This window comes from Iodobacter sp. CM08, from assembly GCF_033446605.1.
In the GTDB taxonomy this organism is placed as follows: Bacteria; Pseudomonadota; Gammaproteobacteria; order Burkholderiales; family Chitinibacteraceae; genus Iodobacter.
In genome coordinates this window covers 16,026-36,102 of record NZ_JAWQUO010000046.1, presented here as the reverse complement: position 1 = coordinate 36,102, position 20,077 = coordinate 16,026, and the positions used below count along the sequence as shown (strand labels likewise).

Annotated in this window: 15 protein-coding genes; 8 read left to right on the top strand and 7 right to left on the bottom strand. The window is 40.2% G+C overall.

The window, feature by feature from the left end; all coding sequences use genetic code 11:
• Window positions 1-839: 839 nt before the first annotated feature.
• Complete coding sequence (locus tag R6242_RS19550; protein WP_318430115.1) at window positions 840-1,346, bottom strand: hypothetical protein; 507 nt, start codon at window positions 1,344-1,346, stop codon at window positions 840-842.
• A gap of 443 nt (window positions 1,347-1,789) precedes the next feature.
• Between R6242_RS19550 and R6242_RS19545 the strand changes: the two genes are divergently transcribed.
• The 5 genes from R6242_RS19545 to R6242_RS19525 all read left to right on the top strand — a co-directional run bounded on the left by R6242_RS19545 (window position 1,790) and on the right by R6242_RS19525 (window position 6,026).
• Complete coding sequence (locus R6242_RS19545; RefSeq protein ID WP_318430113.1) at window positions 1,790-2,509, top strand: hypothetical protein; 720 nt, start codon at window positions 1,790-1,792, stop codon at window positions 2,507-2,509.
• Between the two features lie 38 nt (window positions 2,510-2,547).
• Window positions 2,548-4,866 carry a type IA DNA topoisomerase gene (locus R6242_RS19540; protein ID WP_318430111.1) on the top strand — a complete coding sequence of 773 codons (2,319 nt, stop codon included), beginning with the start codon at window positions 2,548-2,550 and terminating at the stop codon, window positions 4,864-4,866.
• A gap of 74 nt (window positions 4,867-4,940) precedes the next feature.
• Window positions 4,941-5,162, top strand: a complete 222-nt coding sequence (locus tag R6242_RS19535; RefSeq protein ID WP_318430109.1) for a hypothetical protein — start codon at window positions 4,941-4,943, stop codon at window positions 5,160-5,162.
• Window positions 5,155-5,535 (top strand): hypothetical protein, encoded by a 381-nt coding sequence (locus R6242_RS19530; RefSeq protein ID WP_318430106.1) that lies wholly within the window; start codon window positions 5,155-5,157, stop codon window positions 5,533-5,535. The genes R6242_RS19535 and R6242_RS19530 overlap by 8 nt, the downstream gene beginning before the upstream one ends.
• A 47-nt stretch (window positions 5,536-5,582) precedes the next feature.
• On the top strand, window positions 5,583-6,026 hold the full coding sequence (locus R6242_RS19525; protein ID WP_318430105.1) for a hypothetical protein: 444 nt from the start codon (window positions 5,583-5,585) through the stop codon (window positions 6,024-6,026).
• A 2-nt stretch (window positions 6,027-6,028) separates the two neighbouring features.
• Here the strand turns inward: R6242_RS19525 and R6242_RS19520 are convergent, their stop codons facing one another.
• Window positions 6,029-6,523 carry a hypothetical protein gene (locus R6242_RS19520; protein ID WP_318430103.1) on the bottom strand — a complete coding sequence of 165 codons (495 nt, stop codon included), beginning with the start codon at window positions 6,521-6,523 and terminating at the stop codon, window positions 6,029-6,031.
• Here R6242_RS19520 and R6242_RS19515 point away from each other — a divergent pair.
• From R6242_RS19515 to R6242_RS19505, 3 genes are all read left to right on the top strand, one after another.
• A complete protein-coding gene (locus R6242_RS19515; protein WP_318430101.1) occupies window positions 6,522-7,319 on the top strand; it encodes a hypothetical protein in 798 nt (265 codons plus the stop codon). The two genes, R6242_RS19520 and R6242_RS19515, sit on opposite strands and share 2 nt — an antisense overlap.
• A gap of 105 nt (window positions 7,320-7,424) precedes the next feature.
• Entirely contained in the window at window positions 7,425-7,700 is a 276-nt protein-coding gene (locus tag R6242_RS19510; RefSeq protein WP_318430099.1) for a hypothetical protein, read from the top strand.
• 139 nt (window positions 7,701-7,839) lie between these two features.
• Window positions 7,840-9,111 carry a tyrosine-type recombinase/integrase gene (locus tag R6242_RS19505; RefSeq protein WP_318430097.1) on the top strand — a complete coding sequence of 424 codons (1,272 nt, stop codon included), beginning with the start codon at window positions 7,840-7,842 and terminating at the stop codon, window positions 9,109-9,111.
• 5 nt (window positions 9,112-9,116) lie between these two features.
• Here R6242_RS19505 and R6242_RS19500 read toward each other — a convergent pair whose 3' ends face one another.
• From R6242_RS19500 to R6242_RS19480, 5 genes are all read right to left on the bottom strand, one after another.
• The gene (locus R6242_RS19500) at window positions 9,117-9,632 is read right to left on the bottom strand and encodes a hypothetical protein (RefSeq protein WP_318430095.1); all 516 of its coding nucleotides are present in this window, start codon (window positions 9,630-9,632) and stop codon (window positions 9,117-9,119) included.
• 105 nt (window positions 9,633-9,737) lie between these two features.
• Entirely contained in the window at window positions 9,738-12,974 is a 3,237-nt protein-coding gene (locus tag R6242_RS19495; RefSeq protein ID WP_318430093.1) for an LPD1 domain-containing protein, read from the bottom strand.
• Between the two features lie 5 nt (window positions 12,975-12,979).
• Window positions 12,980-13,402: a hypothetical protein gene (locus R6242_RS19490; protein ID WP_318430091.1), complete on the bottom strand. Its 423-nt coding sequence runs from the start codon at window positions 13,400-13,402 to the stop codon at window positions 12,980-12,982.
• Between the two features lie 7 nt (window positions 13,403-13,409).
• A complete protein-coding gene (locus tag R6242_RS19485) occupies window positions 13,410-15,383 on the bottom strand; it encodes a hypothetical protein (RefSeq protein WP_318430090.1) in 1,974 nt (657 codons plus the stop codon).
• A 205-nt stretch (window positions 15,384-15,588) separates the two neighbouring features.
• Window positions 15,589-20,076, bottom strand: a complete 4,488-nt coding sequence (locus R6242_RS19480) for a hypothetical protein (protein WP_318430089.1) — start codon at window positions 20,074-20,076, stop codon at window positions 15,589-15,591.
• Window position 20,077: the final 1 nt, after the last annotated feature.

Below are 20,077 nucleotides of genomic sequence, written 5' to 3'. Positions count from 1 at the left end.
CGGAACTGGAGCTGGCAAGATGAAGTGCAATTGAACCCGGATCGGGTCATTGAGCCAAAAAAAAGCGAGGAATTACAGGCAGCTTAAATCGTAAAAATATCTCAACTACTTTGACAATTACCGATACTGGGATTGTACATTGGGTATCCCTTGATATTGGCTGGCTGGATGCATGTCATACTGTCAGAGCTTTTATGGAATTTATATTACAACACGTGTATTAATTATCGTTTACGAAAATTAAATAGAGCGCTTAAACTAATTGCTAATTGTGAAAGTAAATCCCAGGATGAACATCAGATCCTTGGACTCATATTGCAAATGGCAACAGATACTGATGATCATTTGCTTCAGATCTCGTGCAAACGGGCAATTTTCCAGCGAGGGTTAATATGGGACTGAAAAAAATAAATATTATGAATGGTGAAAAATTGAATTCATCAAGAAATAATAACTTTCTCAGCTCAATATATGGCATTAGCACTGTGAAAGAATGGATTATTCGCCTCCTATTTGTTAGCCAATTTCCACCATTTTTTTCGGCTGCAATAATATGGACTTCAAGAGGCTGGAGTGAAGATGTCGTGATTCGGCTTCAGGTGGCTGCTGGCCTTCTTGCTATGTCCAGTTTATTTATTATATTTCTTTATATAAATTTTAAAAAAAGTAGTGCTACGAGCATCACTCGAAAGTAGATAGCTCCGAAATTCAGCTTGTCTTTGACATTCAGATGAGACATAAAAAAACCGCCCACGAACACTGTTCATGAGCGGTTTTTTTTGCGTTCAATGAAGTTCCTCTGAAGTACCTTCATGAATGATTCTAAAGGTAATGGCATTTTAGTCGCCTTGAAATGTCTGGCGAGCCTGCAACGTTATATGAGGGTAGTTTGACCTGGAAAACTCATGCATCAAGTGCCGGGCAATATTGGCCTTTATATTACATGGCACCGATTTGTCATCTTTTCTGACATTTTTATATTTTTGATCAAACCAAAGGGCATCATTTTGCGTTAAATATGCAGGTACTAATATAAAGCCAGATTTTGTGAAAGAAGGGCGTTCGAAAAAATTTCGATCTGACTTGTTATTGATCTCAATATGTCCAGCTCTTAACGCTTCAATCAAAGTGCGCAGACCAACGGAAACACCTACGTTAAATTTAGCACAGGCATTTTCGAAATCACTTCGATCCTCCGGGGAAATTTTGATGTTTATAAGAACTGTTTTTTCATGAGTACCATCTTCGGCTGCTTGCAGCGTATGCGGGCGGCCAGGCGTTTTTTCGCCTGGAAGAGTGCGTGAAGCACCTGCAGATCCATAATTCCTTGTTATGGCTGTAGTCATTAAATTCTTATCCTGTAGTTTCGAATAAATGGCTTATTTTTGTTCGCCCCAGTAGTAAAGAAGCGTTAAAAATTACTAGTGATCTCACTCGGGACAATTTAAGTGTTTGAAATTAATGTTATAGAACATTCGTTCTGGATGTGTTTTCTTTCCAGATGTTTACAAACTTTCTTACCACTAAAATAGCTAAATATGGTGGATTTTGTAGGTATAAGAGAAGAAAGTGTTGCGTAAAGGCAACTTTTTATTGACATTCATCTTGCATATAAGTGTTTGCTGTCGCAAAAAATGGTCTAATGACGTTAATTAAAAATTTTTGCGCAGGGCGCACTGGTATTATGAAACATATACAATCGCTACGAAGCAAATCTGACGAAGAACTACTGCGGCTCCTTGAGATCACTTTACGACAACGGCACCGTGGTTTTACCTGCACTGAAAACATGGATTATTTGCTATCGATTCTCCGCCATATGCTGGACGGTATTTTTTACGTGGAGGATCGGAAAAAAGGTACGCCCTTAAAAAGTTCATTTGAGTTTGTTGCGAACAAAGTTAAGGAAGAGCTTGGTGCTGTATTAACGGCCACAGACTTTTGGTTTGTCATCAATTGTATTGATGCGAATGTTGTTCGACGAAATAGCGATGGCATTTACATCATTATTGAAAATGAAAACATGACATCTCAATACTCGCCAATTCCGATGAAAGATCGTGATGGTGCAGAGGTTTCTTTTTCAGTTCTGGACCACCTTATTCGACCAATTGCGAATAATCGAAGGAGAGCAAAGATTACTGTTGGCATTAAATTTTTGGAGTCAGAGGCTGAAATTTTAAAATTTGCCAATAAATTGAAAAGATTTCAAGGTGCAACAATTTCGCAGGTTGCAATAGTTAATTTCCTTAAATCAATTGATGCTCCATCTTGTCGAATAGATGATATTAAGCGGTTGGCATGTAATCGCGGATTTTATTCTGCCAGAAGCAAGGTTCGTAATGAACAGCTTGAATTAACTGATGAAAATGCGGCCTTTTTAAAATACTATGGCATATCTGTTGGTCAGCCTAATATGTCAAATGCTTTGAATGCCTTAATTGTACGTTTTCGCTTCATCATTAAAGCACCAATTTCAAATGCAACACCAACCAGTAATACGCGCTGAAATGTATTCAGTAACTTTTTTAAAAATAAGGGAAGGCAATGGATCTTTTAGTCGTAGAGTCAGCAACTAAGGGTAATCATATTGCCGAGATGCTCGATAATAAGCGCTGGAAAGTAATTGCCAGTTCTGGGCATATCAGAAATTTACCCGACAAAGAAATGGGAGTAGAACCCCCGGACTATAAGCCTAAATATGTCCTATCTGATAAGGGTGAGCGAGCAATCAGAGAGATTGCCCAGTTCGTATTGAATGGGTTCAATCTATGGCTTGCCACAGACCCGGACCGGGAAGGGGAGGCAATTAGCGCCCATATTTTAGAAGAAGTCGAAAAGATAGTTGGGAAGAAAGTGCCTTATCAACGGGTAACTTTCAATTCTATTGTTCAAAGCGTTATTCTGAAAGCCATTTCAGAACCTCGACAAATTGATTGGAATTTAGTTTTCGCACAAGAAGCTCGACGTGTTATTGATCGTCGGGTTGGATATTTAACAACGCCTGTTTTAAATAATGCAGTCGGAAGGCATTTATCTGCAGGCCGTGTTCAGTCCGTCGCAGTTCGACTTGTTGATGAGAGAGTTCGCCAAATTAAGTCTCATAAAGCACGTGAACACTTTTCTGTAACGCACAGGTTTTCAACGGCATCTAGTGGAGAGTGGGAAAGTAGTTGGAATTTCAGTAATTTATTACCCGAAGGGTCTGAATTATGGATGGACAAAGAGCAAGCACGAATAATCTCTCAAATTAATGAATTTACTGTACTCGATACAAAGCTCACTCAGCACCATATTTCGCCTGCAGGAGCATTCACGACATCCTCATTTCAGCAGGCAGCAACCGTTCAACTTGGAATGCGACCTGATGAAGCCATGGAGATTGCCCAGAGGCTATTTGAAGGATGTACTTCAAAAGATGGGTATATTACATATCATCGAACAGATAATGCCAATTTATCACAAGATACTTTCGACCGGTTATTACAATCAGCCGGGGCCAATGGGATACCAAAAAAAGAATTATTGGTTAAGACAAGGCGTGAGTTTGCAAATAGGAAAGGAGCTCAAGAAGGGCATGAAGCTATTAGTCCGGCGTCATGGGATCGTGATATTAGCTTATTAAGTGAAGAGGAAAAAGCGGTTTATTTATTAATTAAGAACCGCTCAATTACGTCACAAATGGTGGACGCCGTATATTCTGGCGTAGTGGTGAACCTCAGTGCCCGGCACCCCCATAGCGATATGACACTCAATTTTAAAAGCAAAGGTTCGTTGTTAGAGTTTGCAGGTTGGAAATCATTCCAAAGTGAAGATGTAACGATTGATGCTGATGATATTGATGATTCGGCAAAGTTAGAATTAAACAACCCGGTTCCAAAAGATTTGGAAGCTGGAAGCAAGATTAAAAGTATTGGTAGTAATGTTGGGGTGCATAAAACCCATGCTGCCAAGAGATTTACATTGGGTAGTTTAGTTCAGGAATTAGAGCATAGAGGAATCGGTCGGCCAGCCACCTATGCCAGCATTTTAAAAAATATTTTACGTCGTGGTTATATTTATGAGGAAGGTAAGTATTTAACCACATCAGAGGATGGGCAAGTCTTAGTTGCTGCTTTGGTGAATTCTAAGATTAATTTTATTGACTATGAATTTACAGCGAATACGGAAGAAAAGTTTGATGAGATAGCGAATGGCAGGTGCAGGTATATCGATTTAGTTGTTGAAATTGACAATCAATTAAATAAAGTATTGAAACATTTTGATGTTGGCGACATTAAAGTCGAGAGGCATGTGTGTTCGAAGTGTGTTCTTGCTGGTCAAAAAAATCACTTAATAAGAGGGCGAAATAAGGAAACATTGCGTTATTATTGGTCATGCAAAGAAGGGCATATGAACGATGATGCTGGTGGGCGGCCCGCTCCAATTAAATATGAAAGCTTCCCTTGTCCAATTTCGTCTTGCAACAAAATGACTGTTCAGCGTAGGCGAGGTAGTGATGGATTTTTCTTTAGTTGCAGCTCTTGTAATAATAGCTTTGGTTACGACAATGGAAAACCAATTCTTTCTTTTAAACAGTCAGAGCCATCTAAAGACCACGAATGCTTGGCATGTGGAAAAATGGCCTTTGTGCGTTTAGAAGGTAAGTTTGGGTTTTATTGGCGCTGCAAGGAATGTAATATAAGTGCAAAGGACAAGAATGGAGTTCCATATATTCCTCCTCCCAGTATTAAAAAAGAGATTCCTTGCCCGCATTGCCAGAACAGTAGCGATATGACTCAAAAAAAAGGTCAATATGGATTGTACTGGCGTTGTGGGATGTGCAATAAAAATTCAAAAGATAAAAACGGTGTGCCTGCTGCTTAAGTTATAAATATCTTTTACTTTTTGTATTCGATTCGAATTAGAGAATAACTAAGCAACATCCATTGGAGATGAGAATGAATGGTTTTGTTCGATTTATACGGGTTTTATTTAAAGTTTGGTGTGTTATCGCCACATTTGTGGGATTCTCAATAATGTCATTATCAATCGGATCTCTGTTTTATGATAGAAGTCCGATGATGGTTCCTTATGCTGTTATGTCTTTAGTCATTGGTTTTTTGATTTTTGTACCGGGTCTTTGCGGATTATTTAAAAAACAAATTTCTTCAAATGGCTAGATCTACCAATATACAGTTTTTGATATTTTTATTTATACTGAATCAATCTGCAAATGCGGGATTGGTAAAAGATATAGAAATTCATAAAGATGTGATACCAAAGAATGACATTTCACTTAGGATGTTAAATAATTGCCAGCAAGTTCTTTCATACCCAGAGAGGCATAGACGATTTTCTTTGGATGATAAGTCGCGACTTAGAAATGCGTTTGAAATTATAAGTGATTGGGTTGCAACGATTGATCCATACTTAAAACAAAATATTGATTCAAACAATCGAGAAGACTGTTGTAAAAAACCTAATACTGTATTGACCGAAACAAGTGAGCATCTTTCTGAGTTATTGGTGTGTATTGAGAAATTGGCTAATTAACCGAAATTGCTGTCTTATTTTTAATTTTAAATCGAGCGATAAATACAATGGATCAACCTTTGACAGTTGTTAATTTAACACCAGGTTCAATCATTCAAATCAATTTCTCTCCTATAGAAAGAATGAGGACGATAGCCGCAGTTGATGAGTCCGGAACATCATGTTCAGTTCTAATTGAGAAAAATGGTAGTGCGAAGCATTTTCCTATTGTTGATTCGATGCAACCTGAAGAGATGGGCACAGTCAGTGAGTGGGTATCAACAAGGGTGGCTGAAGAAGACTCTGAAGCATACATTTCAATGTGGAAATCAATTGGCGAAAGGACTAACGTTGATTATCTCAGTAAGGTGCGGGCACTGAATTGGGCGATTATTAATACTCACTTTGATGCTGAAGCGGCTCTGGAAGAGGCTTCAGCTGAATTGAAGAAAATTTACGAAGGTTTGGCGATGATTTCAAAGGTGGCCAGTTTAGCATCGCCTAAAAAGTAAGTTTAATTTTCCAATTTCATTTTCACCCATGTAATTGGAATTTCACCTGACATTCCGTTTAGATCTGATTGCTGAGTTACCAGTACATAGCCAAAACCGTCAGCTGGTGGTGCATATCCAGCATCAATCATCCCGCTCGCATCGAGCTGAGTTTTAAGCCGTGATCCAAAAAACTTTAGGCTAGGCTTTCCACCGGGCGCAATTAGATCAAAATTACTATGGCCAGCACCGTCTGGTGAGGGTGTTAGGTTACTAATTTTCAAGCCCGTTGCGGTTGTGGGAGCGTTGTGTGTTTGTGACGTGATGCTGACAAATCCATTTCGAAGGACAACGATTTGGCATGTTTTGCATTCATCAGGGCGGCTTGGCACCAAAACAAAATCAATATCTGCGGCAGGCCCCCCAGTTGTTTTATTAAATACTAAATAGCCAATATAAACGGTAAAAATTGAAAGTATGACTATTGAAAAAGAGATGAGGAATAATTTTTTATTCATGGATAATGATAACTCTCGTTTTGAAATGTTATTGAAAAATATTGAAGGGCAGGGTGGAAATACTTTGTGCTTTGATCTTGGATATACATCATCTTACCATTTAGGTTTGATGTTAAAAAAGCGAATTAATCTCTTTTCAGATTTAATTAATGGATTAGAGCTTGGCTCTAAACCCGTCTTGGCCATGCCGTTTCATATGGTTGTCTTCAAACTAGGTTTGGATATAGTTAAGCTTGCCAATTATTGGGGGCTTAGTAGGGAGTATCTTTATCGGGAAGCGACGAAGCCATTGCTTCATATTGCTCTCAGATCAGCAAAAAACAACCCTTTGCTTTTTAAAACAAATAAAGATGCAGAGAATGGCCAAGTTATTCTAATTTCATCGCCTGAAATAGTATTGGATGTTTTTGAGAAAGAACGGCCACTCTGGCAATTACATGATATTTATGCATGGTGGGCTCCTACGGAAGGTCGTGCATATGTTCAGAACTTGTCTGCGGTATTAACTAAAAAGCAAAAGGTCGCTGGCCCTTTAATGTACATGTTAATCGATTCAATAAAAGGAATGCCGATTGTTCCTCCTGGAATTGAAACGATGGATGAAATTAAGCGAAGCAGGGCGTTAAAACTTGATGCTGTTAATTTAGTCCTGAACCAAAAAAAATGGACTCGGGCAAATTTGATGAAACGGTGGAAGTTCTCTAACAGGAAACACATCCATAATATTTTAATTTCAGCAAAAACGCATCCTCATGTCACGGATGCAATTTTAGGACTTTCCAATTATATTTTATAAATTGTCATTTAAAAGAACTCGATCTCGGGATCAGATTGATAAGGTCCTATTTGCATTAACCTAAGCTGCCCGGTACTGGGTGTATGTGACTTGTGTCAGGATGATATGAAAATTTTTCGATTATTAAGTGAGTGGTTTACTGTCCCATTTCTTATGCCAAATGCTCAACGTAGCGTGAGCTCAAGCTTAGAATTTGCACCGTGCGAATCATTTGGGTTTTCTACGAAATCTCCACAGGCTTTTTTTTATATTAATGGCCAAGGTGAATGTGGGGATTCACAAGAATTTGTATCCAATGAAAATCCATGTGGCGAAGCAATTAACCAGCAGCCGGGCGGAGAAGTTTGGAGAGTCTATTTTTATGATGATGAACGAGATTGATTGTCCATTGTATGTCGACCTAAATGGTTTAAAAGAACTTAATCCCAAGAGTGCTAATTTTAGCACTCTTTTCTTGGTATACTAAGAGTAACCATAATAACATTTATGGTTACTCTTAAATTAAAACGGAGTTTTCACGATGAAAATGACGGCGCTAACTGCCAAACAATCCCAGCAACTTTCTCTCCCGGCCATTCCTCAGCCAGATCGTGAAAAAAATCCAAACCAGCAAATTACAGCCACTAATGATGATGAAGCATTTGAAGCTTGGCTAAAAACAAAAACGACACGAAGTGTAAATACATACGACAGCTATCAGCGAATGGTTCGCCGGTTTTACGATTGGCTGCAAAACACTAAGGGAGGAATGACCCTTCGTGAAGTCGATGGAGAAACCATGGCAGACTATGTTTTATTCTTGAGAACGCTGGATGAACAGGTAAAAAACAATGCAGGCTATGCCACCGATATTGTTTCATCTTGGAAAGAGATCCGGGGTAAATCAAGTAATTTAGAAGATTCAGACCTCCCAAAGCACTCTTTTCTGCGCCAGCCACCCTCTATTGCCCAAAAAAACAAAAAACGAAATAACCTAAATAGAACTGGCCAAGTCATGTCCGCTCGTTCGGTGAATTATAACTTCACCGTCCTAGCTGCTTTTATGCGGTATCTTGCCGCAGTTGGATATTTGCGTTTTGATCCTTGCGCAACTTTGCCGTCAATGAGACATAGGAAAAAACAGGCAGAAAGGTACTTGGATTATGATGAGTGGGCAATCTTATATAAAACTTTGCGCTCTCTTGATGATAATGGTAAAGAAAACCTAAAGCTTAAATATGCCCGCAGCCGCTGGCTGTTTTCATTAGGATATTTGACTGGATTACGCAGATCCGAAATCATTAATGCATCGATGGCTGATTTAATAATGAGCAAAGGTGAATTGGTAATAAAGGTATGGGGTAAAGGGAGAAACAAACAGGATGAACATGATTTTGATAGCGTGTATTTACCTACTGACTGCGTAACAGCTCTGAACGAATATCGCAGTTCGATTGGGCTGGGGCCTCATACCGGGTATGGAGAGGATTTGCCGTTAGTAGGAAGAGTAGAAGGTAATAGAAATCAAAAACTATCAGTTTCAGGGATTAGAAAAATCTTCGTAGAAACAACGGACTATCTCAGCGAGCAACTAGAAAATGACTACCCTGCCCTCGCAAGAAAAATTAAAGAGATGACATTGCACTGGCTACGCCATACGGGTGGATCGCATATGATTCGTCGTGGAGCTACCATTGATATGGCCCAGCAATGGTTCCGCCACGATGATGTCAGCACAACTTTACTTTATACTCACCACGAATCTGACAAGTTAAGAAAAGCCATTAATACTAATGTTAAATTGTTGGATTAAGGGAATCAGCCCATAGCATGTTCATTTTCACGAGTTTTTTTTCTTAAAACTGTTTGTCTACGTCGAACTTCACGTGCATGACATTTCATAAAATAAGCTGTCAAAGCATTTAGATTTGTAATGTCTATTTGCTTATCATTTCTTGCGGCATCTAATAATTCTTTCTGAATGATCAGCATGCTTTGATAAAAAACATGGGATTCATAATGAAAGTGCTCATGTGGAATTGTACGGGAAGCAATCCTCAACGCATCCATTTTAAATTGATAAACGGGCCCGCCAATCCTATGCTGGGCTCGCTTATCAACCTTTGGCTCTTCATTGACAGCTGAAGGATTATTTTTAAGCCCAGTCTTTCGAGTATCGTTGATGCTAGTTTTCTCTAAATTATTATTTACTAATACAGTATCTATTAGTAGTTGTGTCGAGGCCCCTACTTCGTCTCCAGCACTAAATTTTTTTGATGTAAATGATGATAAAAAATGAAGTAGTGAATTAAATACGCCAGTAGGAGCCCGCACTTTTATTTCCCTTTTGAAATATAAAAATATATAAAAAAATGAAAAATCAATGTAAATATATTTATAAAAATATCAATAAATATTTTAAATAAAAATTTAAAATATTTACAGTTCAAGTGTCACTTCTTGAGCTTTTTTGTATACTTTTTCACTGTTTTTAATGGCATTTTCAATTATTTTTTCTCTGTATTTATTAAAGAAATTTTCAAAATCATTGATAAACTTATCAAGCTCTTTTCCTTCTGGGTAGAGGTGGCCTTTTTGAGTTGAATGGACCAAATATTGAGATCGGTGACCATTTTCTATCAATCGTTTTTCAATATATGTTTCAAAGAAGCGAGCACACATTTCCTCTGCTGTAGACCAATATGGTTTTTTATTTTTTTCTCCGCCGTCCTGTTTCAGGCATCGATCAAAATACTCTGTTGGGCTATGTCGATTTATGGTCCCGTCTTGCTTTAAATTGTATTGGAGCGAATTCATAAATCGCGCATAATCGAGAGCGATGGGTTCCCAACTCGAATTTCTTGAAATGAAGTTTATCTGGTCACCAAGACAAGAGCGTTTTGATGCGCCACCAATTTTCGCAATATAATGACTTAACCCGTGGGCCCATTCATGACATAAACTACCTGCACCGTTATAACGAGATAAATTAATGATTTCATCTGCTATCTCGTAATGAGCCTGAGCATTTGGAATACCGCGTGAAGCAAAAGCTATGGATAAATTTGTATTAAATCCTATTGCTTGCGATGGAATCTTTAATAATGAAGCCAAATCGGCTAAAGAATTAAAAGCATATTGAAGCACTTGTTGTGCTTCTGATGCTGTTGATTTACTTGAAAGCCAGTTTCCATATTGAACAGCTTTTAAACCAAAGGCTTGCATGAACAGATTTTCATCTGCTAATTTTTCTTGTAGCCAGTCAGTGCTTTGAACAAGATGATCGATATGAGGACGAGAGTATCTTGGAAGTTTTTCTTCGCCCTCCCCCGTTTTACCTGCAGATCCTGGGTTTCTTGCGTTACTGGTGCTTAAATTTAATTCTTTAACACCTAAACCAAAATTTAGACAAATGCATTTTGCTACATAATCTGAAAGAGGATTATCAGTTTTCAAATATTTTTCAAGATTTTCAAACAAAGAATCTCTTAAACGTTTGATTGTAAATATCAAATCATCTTTATCAACACCCATAGGCGGTTGGTCTATAACTTTTTTAACAGCACGTGATATCCCAATTGAAATAGCGAGACGGGAGTTGTGTCGGTATCCATCTGATCGATTCTTATATTCTTCAGTCGTCGAATTAGGGCAGTAATTAATTGTAGGAGCCGAGATGGTTCGGAAAAATTTATTTCCTAAAGCATAAATTAGCTTTTGTTTTAATTCATTGTTTTCTTCATTAGATAATTCAGTCTTTACCTCGGCAAAATTCTTATAGTGCGGTAGATTGTATTTTTGTGAAAATTCGTATAAACCTTTATAAAATTCTTGCTTGGTTGTTGCCATTTCAACAGCATCACGCAGATCAGAAACAACTAAAATATATGCTGAAGCAACCTTTTGAGCATAGTTGTCATTACTTTCAAGCGTTAATTTATGATTAGCTTGTTGTCTCCGGGTAACATTACTTGCACTATATTCAAGTGACGTGGGAATGTTGTTTCGTAACTCATGGATCAACAACATAGTTGTTAAATCAGCAGGCCCAGATTTAACTTTATTTAATAGATCATCTTCAAGTGGCCATATTTTTTTTAGGTTAGCCAACTTAATTAAATCGGGTAAGGCAGTTTCATTTATTTTTGAAACATCGAACCTTCCAATAAACCTATCTTTATGCGCACCATATATTTTTTCACCCGCGTCTTTGCGTTCTAATGATTCAGGGCCTGTGTGTGCTGTGACAAGATCTTCGAGTGTAGGAATAGCTTGAACATGAGACGCCAGTAATTCTTTAAGTTCAGGAATAGAAGCTTCAATTTTGTCAAATCTAGCCAGGTCAGACGGTACTAAGCTTAAAGCTTCACATTCATTTCGGTCTTCAATAATACCTGCATTTATAAGGCTTTCAAGTGCAAACATAGAAGATGTTTTTGAAGAATAAAATCCTTGCAGCATATCTGTTGATAATAGTTTATTAATGACTTCGTTTGTCTTGAATTGATTTGTGTACGATGAAACCAATTCTATTGATTCAATTAAATTAGATATTTGTGATTTTACATACCCATTTGAATGAAGTTCATCAGGATTAAAGCCTGAAATAGACTTAAGAGCGGCTTCAAGCCTTTGCAGATTTAGCGAGTATTTTGAATTATAGCTCTCATCTTGATTGTCACTCCAATCTAAGAATACATTTGCGCGAGCTCTAGCAAAAGCTGCAATGGTCGAATCAGACATTGCAGAATTACTAAGTGGGTCAGGAAGAATTCTGCCTCTTTCATTCATAAGGTTATGGCAATTGGCGAAACCGCCCAGCATCCATGCACCATGCTTATCCATTTTCATATGTGTTAGATATGCTGTTGGGTATTCAATGGCTTCATAAGTTGTTTGCAATTCGAATGATGCTATTTTAGCGTCTGCTTCTCTCTCATATCCGAAAACCATCCCTTTTTTGTATTTGACTTTATCAAGGGCATTGTTAAAATTTAATGAAACATTTAGCCACTGCTGTCTTACTAATTGCGCGTTTACTGTAAGACCGTCAGCGTTTGATGAATCAATGAATTGGAGTGTTTTTTCGCCGTAAAAATTTAGGCTAGGGATCTTCTCTTTAATTACATATAAAATTTTGTCTTGGCGGAAAGGTGACCACTGGCCATTTTCTATTATTCTTTTTAACACACTATTTGGTGCTGTAGCGCATGGTTGGCGTACTTCATCCATACTCATCAGTTTGACATCATTTTCTTCGTCAAAACTTGAGATTAGGCTTTTAATTAATGTGTTTACATTTCCTTCAATTCTGTCAGTTCGAATATCAAAGGATTGTTCATCTAATGGTTGGCCATCAGGAAGCACTGGATCATAAAAATCAAAAACAGTGTTTGTAACTCCTTCAATAAGTATGCGATGCGGTGAATTTCCCGGATTGTAATTATCATAATTCATTACTTTAAATGATACTTCTTCATCATCTTTATTTAATAAATTAGTAAAATTGTTATTTAATAAATCAGCGTTAATTTTGTCGAAATATCCGGCATGTAGCGCAAATTTAGTCATGTTATTTACATGAATATGCAAGTACCCTACTCCAGTTGACTGATCTATTTCAGCAGTCAATCTTGCACCATATTTAGACAGATCTGGCCATGGATAAGTTTGCATTATAGTTATTCCTTCCCCAGCTCTGTTCTTTCATCAATTTCTAATTCAAGGTTTGAATCATTAAATAAGGCTGTAATGGTTGGGTGTTCTATTGGAGATGACCATTCAAGTGAAATAGAAGAAGCCATCATGTTAAGATAAGAAATATATGCGTCTTGATGGATGTGATTAGTTTTGATTAAAAAAATTGCTTCATCTATTTCTGAATTATAGTAGCCACTTGCTGTGCTAACGCCATTGACCCACACATCAACCCGAGGATGATTGATATCCTTTTCGTCAGGATAATATCCGGCCCAAATTTTTATTTCATTGTCATCCTGGTCGACGCCTTGTTTCAAAGTTCCATAGACCTTCGCTTTTATTGGATAAATATTTTCAATCCAATTAATGAAATTAGTTGGGTAATTGCTAGGAGTAGATGGCATCTTTTTCTCACACTTCTAAAGCGGGACTGGTATTTGTCTGATTTGCGGATCGACTTGAATTGGGACCTGAAATCAGATTCCTTCGTTCGAAAATTGATTTTATTGAAGAAACTAATGCTTCTACGAATTCAGCAATTCGCTTCGCCATTTCTTCGATGTTTTCGCTTACTTTCCCAAGCTTACTAATGTTCTTGTTCGATTCTTCTAGTATTGTCTTCATTTTATGCATTACATCTTCAGGCAGATCAGGCTGGTCAGTAATTGATTTAGCCATTTTTGCGTTTAGCTCAGGATCTGCCGTTGATCCTAAGAATTGTTTTGCTGCTTCTTCAACTGCAATATATGCCGGATTTTCTTTTAAACTTTCTTTAGCTTCTTTTAAATTTTCAGTAGCCTGCTCAATACCAGCAACCGCTTCAGAATCCTGACTGTCACCATAATGTTCTTTAGCTTGTTGAAGAATAGTTTCTGCTTCCTTGACTGACTGCAAGGAAGGGTTTGTATAATTACCCAGACTATCTTGTTCAAATAATGAATCTGCCTTTTTGTTAAAATCTATTGCATTTGTAAATACTTTAGTTGCATACGTAGATACTTTTTTTGTTTCTTCTTCTGCAGCTTGACTTGAGCTTGATTGGTCAATGGTTGTTTGAACTGCTGACGAAATGGAATCATCTTCATGCCGTGGGATTTGTGTTGAAGGATCAACACCACCACGCACTCCACGATGTGTGCTGAAGCCTTCTTCAATAGCTCCTGGTATCCCTTGGAAAGCCGAAGCTATGGTGCCAAGGCCCCGGCCTACTCCAGCCATAATTCCAGCTGTAATTTGGGCTGCGCTATTTACAAAACTGGTAGTGCCATCAGCCTGAGCCGGACCATTACTCAATGGTGCACTCCTCTCGTTTTGCAGGCCTGCTGCAAGAGTTACGTTTCTTTGTTGTTCTGACAAAAGTGAAAGAGCAAGAGCCTGTTGTTGTTCCGGAGTCAAACCTTGCGGAGCAGCTACGTCAGGGCTAATCAGTAAAGGATCTTCTGGGGCCGTTCCGTCTTGCTCGGTGAATTGAGAGCCTTCTGCAACAGGTTCATACCTGAAATTATTCGCAACGATGGAGGGATCAATTACATCATCAGTTTGAGAACCACTTTCGATTGCATGATCAATAAATGCTTCATCAACAAAAGGTTCTGGTGCTGGTGTCGATGGAGAAATATCGGGTGCATCGTACCCGGCTAAGTGAGCAGTAATCATTGCCCTTTCTACATCGTTGGGCAGCGCATCGACGGAGAAAACTGAGTCTAAATATTCAGGCGAGCTTGAAGGGCTATCCGCCAATGCAGTTGCTTGTAAAAAGCTAGGGTTAGCAGAGAACCCTAGGTAACTACTTGGCGATTCACGAACCGAAAGTTCTTCAGCAGGTGGTTGTCCACCATGAGCATCATTGATTTGAGAAACTAGCTGATTGTAAAAATCAGGTTCCGTTTCTACTTGAGGATCAATGCTCACATCATCTGTGGCGACAGGCTCGATTGACTCTTGTTCATCTGAAGTAAATTCGTTAGAGGCATTTTTTGCAAGCTCAGCCGCAATTTCAACTTCAAAATCAAAAATAATATTTTGAATTTCATTCAGTAAAATCTTTTGGAACTCGGAAAAATTTGTTGTTGTAGCATTAACAGTCATCGTTCCAGACTGCTTGTCAAACGCAGCCGCAATTGTTTGCTCATTGTTATGAGCAATATTGATTTCAACTAAAAATGGGTAGTTCTGGTAGAGCTCATCATGAAGAAGAACTTCGGCGAGTTTAAGAACCGCCTTCTCCTCCCCTTCACCATCTGTTATTTGAACGATGGCAGATAGATCGATTGATGACGATGAATCGTCAATTTCAAATCGCTCAATTTCACCAACCGGGTCTGTAATCACATGACCTTGTTCTAAATGAGTAGTGAATTGTGTAGCCGATTGACCTGCATACATGACGTGACCCTTTGTTGTTATTACAGGCTTCCTAATCTCTACGTGAGCAATCAGCCAGAAGATAATGCCTGTATTAATTTTGCTTCATAAACGGTTTTGAATCGACGCAATTTCTCTGATTTAAAGTGTTTGCGTCGATTTTTTGCATAAGAACTGAGATAAGCGAGGAGGCAAAAGTCCTTTGCCTCTCGTTGAGGTTTGTGGCTTAGGACATTTCTAATGAATAGGTTGGAGATTTCTTATGAAGGTGTTCTGAAAGTTGTTCAGAAGAAAATTCAATCCCCATAAGCGAAGCAGCTTCATCATAAAGAATTTTGAAATTATCTTTTAGCAAGCGATGAACACTTTGCAGATCGCCTGCTAACTGATATGAACAAATTTGGTCCTGAGTAATGGGATTGATTTCTACTTGCTCATTAATCCAATTAAGAAGGTTGTGAGTCATAAACTCAGCAGCTGGAGAGGTGCTGGCGAGAGAAAAAGGGAGGGCAACGGCCAACCGTTCATGATGAGTTCGATCAGAAAAAACTGAAATACATTTTTGAATTGAGTCGTAAGTGTTATGCATGTACTCGCAGACAATTTCACCATCAGCATTAAACCTAGCGACCGCCCACCCAATCTCTGCTGTTTCTGGAGATGCCCGGCGAGTAACAGCTGCAAATTCACCGTTAGCCAAGGGTATAAGCAAGGGGAACGTTTGTTGTACCCCAGCAAGGCGTTGATGAGAGACACCATTTTCTGAGTCAAATAACCCGGCATTGGCGGTGGCCACTGAGGCATCTCCAGCAAAAACAGCAGTTCCGTACTGTTTTACGATTGATCTGGCCGCTACTTGTTGGGATGACAGTTGTTCAACTTCCTTGTCGATATGAACAAACCGCTCAGGTCTTAAGACCATTTGTAACTCAGTTCCAAATAAGGTGATTTTATTTACCTGTTCAAGCGCTCTGTGAACTCTAGGCGCACCGCCTGTTTCAATAGCAAGGCGTTCAAGTGGCGCATAAATTTTGGCCGCCTCAATTAACGTCAGCAACGCTGAAGAAGTTAAATCCGAGTTGGCAAGCTTAGTTACATAAAGATCGCCATGGGAAAGAGACAGTTGAAAGTGCGAAAGGCCATCGACGATAAATTCGCCTTTGTCTGAAAATTCACCCTCGTGCCGACTTTCAACCCAGGAATAGATTGCACGTAGCCCCGCATTTACAGCAGTTCCTAGAGGCAAGTAATGCCCCAAATTCGAGGGTGTCAGATCGAATACTAATATTTCTTGCAACTCGCCGGACGCCAAACCAGAAATCCCAGCAAGAGCCAGTGTGTCCCGTGCCATTTGGTCCGCAAGGTGGCGTTCTTTTTTATTAAGTTGTAACTCAATTGACCGTCTCAGGTTTTCAAAGGCCTGAAGGCCGGATATTGGGGCCGCAACATTATCAATATCACTGATATGGATTGCGCCCGACTTAATGAGGGCGTTCTGGACGTATGGCGTTTGTTCTGAAAACGAAAAATCCCCCAGTAGAATCCGGTCTGGTGCAATTTTGGCTGTGTCAGCAGCATTCCGTGAAGTTACTGAGGCTGACAATTCTGTTTTGTGTTTTAAAGGGACATTGATGGGCTGACTACCTGAGCGATGCAGATTTAGCATTTGAAGCAAAGCAGCACGGCTAGTCGTCACGACATTAGAGGTGTTTAGTTGTCTCATGCGGTTCAAGCATCCCTCTGCCAATAGAGGGATGTCATGAGGCGCTAATTGGATGTTTGAGCCCAGTTCAAATGCGAACGCCTTTATGCAAGAAATGGCCTGGTCAGCAGGTGAACTCAAGGCAGAAGACTTGGCCATGGCGAGGTAAGCAAGGACTTCCTCATCTATTTGGCCAGGTGGTGTTTCTGGATGCACACGAGAAAGGGCAGCGAGAGTAGCCTCATCCTTTTTTTCAATCAAATTCCGGACACTGAGTAAAATTGAATCGCTTTGGTCGCCAAGCATTTTACGTAATCCGGCATGAACGCCTACTTCGTGCAAGATCAATGATCGCAGACCTGCCGGATGCACTTTGTCAGCAATAATGATGGTCCGATCCTCATTAGCATCATAAGTGCCGACAGTGTCCAAAGGGAGATGTTTCAGCGCATTCGGAAGCCTGCTATGAGTGGCCACAACATCAAGGTTGAATACATGCTTTGCATTTGCACCAAACAAGTATGCAATCTCCCGTTTAATAATTGCCGCGTGGCCATCTTTAGCATCACTTGAGCTCGGGGCTCTATGCCAAATTGCCTCATCCCGATGAAATGCAAACTGACCGTTTTTGACGGCGTTGGCCATTTCGTTGGTGATTTCAATTTGCCAAGATCCGGGTTGGTGGTCAACGACAATTACAGGCTGTTTAAGCTCTTTTGCTATTTTTTGCGCGGCCTTGGGGATAATTTTGTCATAAAGCACTGACATCTTTTGAAAGTCAGCGTCAAATCGTTGTGCAACAGTATTGCCATCGTCCCATGAGAGGGATCGTGCGCCAGACGATACAGCTTCCTGGAGGGCAATCTTCATCGCCAACTTTGCCCATGTCTCAGCACTACCGATCCATGGGCCATCGGGAACGCCTTTTGTTAAGGCGAGGTTCAATTTCTGTTCAAGCAGTTTTTTATTTTCAGCGGCGTTGTACCAATCGGCAATGCTAGTTTCCTCCGAAGTCGTCAGCTCTCGAGTCAACTTGCATGACGGATCATTTTGCAGGTACGCATTTAGCATGGCTCTTTGAGTGTTTGAGCTTTGCCACTTATCTTGGATGGAGTGAATTGGTGCCCTTATCGCTTTATGAAGCTTTTCTAATTCATATGTGCTGGCCAATGCAGCGTCATCCCTCAAAACGCTGATATTTGATTTCTTATTTGAGCCATATTTGCGAAGAGCGTAGGCCCAGTCCGATTGGAATTCTAGGACGTGAAAGGATGTACTTCCGTCAGCGTGGTTTATGAGCCCGCCACGCAGATGAGCGACCACCCTTTCTACGTCCGGGAAGTGGTCTTGGCCGCCTTTTTCAGTGGCGTCCTTTACGGGACGCCATTGCTGCCTGGCAACGGCGTTAAGAAGTGTTTTTGGAGTACCTGCAGGCATTGCGGCAGATGATATGTTTACACTGAGTACCGGAGAGCGAGCTGTCGCGACCAGATTGCCGTCTTGTGTGAGTTTCTGTCCAATTGAGTCAGCACCACCATAGATCGCCTGAGCAAATTCATCCGCTGAAAATGCAACGTGTTTGATCAGAATTTCCCGGTAGTGATCAACAAGGTAGCCATCGATTTCTTTAAAGCGGGTTGAATCCCCTGAATAGTGTATGAGCTCAGGTTGTCGTGATAAGGAATCCAGTAGCCGTAATACGCCCTCTTTCTTTATCCGGGTTTTGCCGGTGAAATCGAGTGCATCACTTAACCCACTCCAATCTAATTCATCAATATGAAAATGCCCCGCCTGCACCCATGCATGAAGTTGAGAGCGCAATTCATTGGCAGGCATAGCATTTGGCATTAGCCGCTCGATACTTTCTCGAAGGCGGCTTTTCATAGGCTGTTGTTGCTCATATAAAGCGGGTTCGAGACTCTGAACAGCAGGTAAAGGCATGTTGGCCATGCGATCAGCGGATCGCTGTGAATCCAAATGGATAATGGAAATATTGGAATGCTGATCTGTTTGATTTTCAGGTGGAATAGATGACGATGCATTAACGATGACAGAGCGAAATGCTTTAAGAAATTGACCCTGTGTGGATGTTGGCAAAGATACGGTTACAGACTCAGCACCCAGTAGAGCGGCTGTGTCGAGCACTGCTTGGCCCAAAACAGCACCCCATTCATACGAATAGCTATATTGGTCAGGAGAGCTGACTAGTTTCCCATGGCTAATAAAACGGGCATCTCCGGGCAGCAAGCCAACAAAATGATCCGGAGAAACAATCAAGGCAGGTTTCCCCTTGCCTGTGTCCTGGTTGGCCACACCAATGATGATTTCTTCATCATCAGGTGACCTGCCTGAGCAAAACTGATGGATATGCGACAACGGATTATCGCGAAATACAAAAGCATCAATTGCGGATGTGAAATGGCGTTTGATTCTAAGTAGCTGGCTATTCGACAAGCCGGTCACTGTCAGCATCGTATCCGTTTGCGCGATATAAGCCGCATGCGAAGGATTGGAGTGAGCAGAAATGCCCACCTCTAATAATAGTTTTGGTAATAGGTGACCAGGTACGCGAAGCGCGACTTGAATATGCCGGGCAGGTTTGCGTAAAGGGAGTGAAGTGACCGGGTTAGGAGCCAACGCAGTTAATAACTGAAACGCCCCAACAGGGACTGAAGCCCCACCCGACCTAATTTCAACATTTACATCTGAAGAAATGCCATTAATCAAATTAATGGTTTCTTCATCGCGCCCGGCGAAAGCTTTCTTTGACCAGGCCAAAGTTTTGCTTTCTTCAGGAGCGCACGCACGCATTGCAAGGTCCGCTAATTTTTGAAATTGCTGGCCACGAGTACCACTGATTAGTCCTCCATGAGAAGCGCTTAAAAATATCCCTGCCCTACCCTGTTCGATATCAGTAGGCAACGTGTCGGGAGCAATCTCATCGTCAGAGTGGACAGATGCCCATGCCCAGTTGCGGGAAAATTGTTCTGCAAATGCGTGCGTTATTTTCACA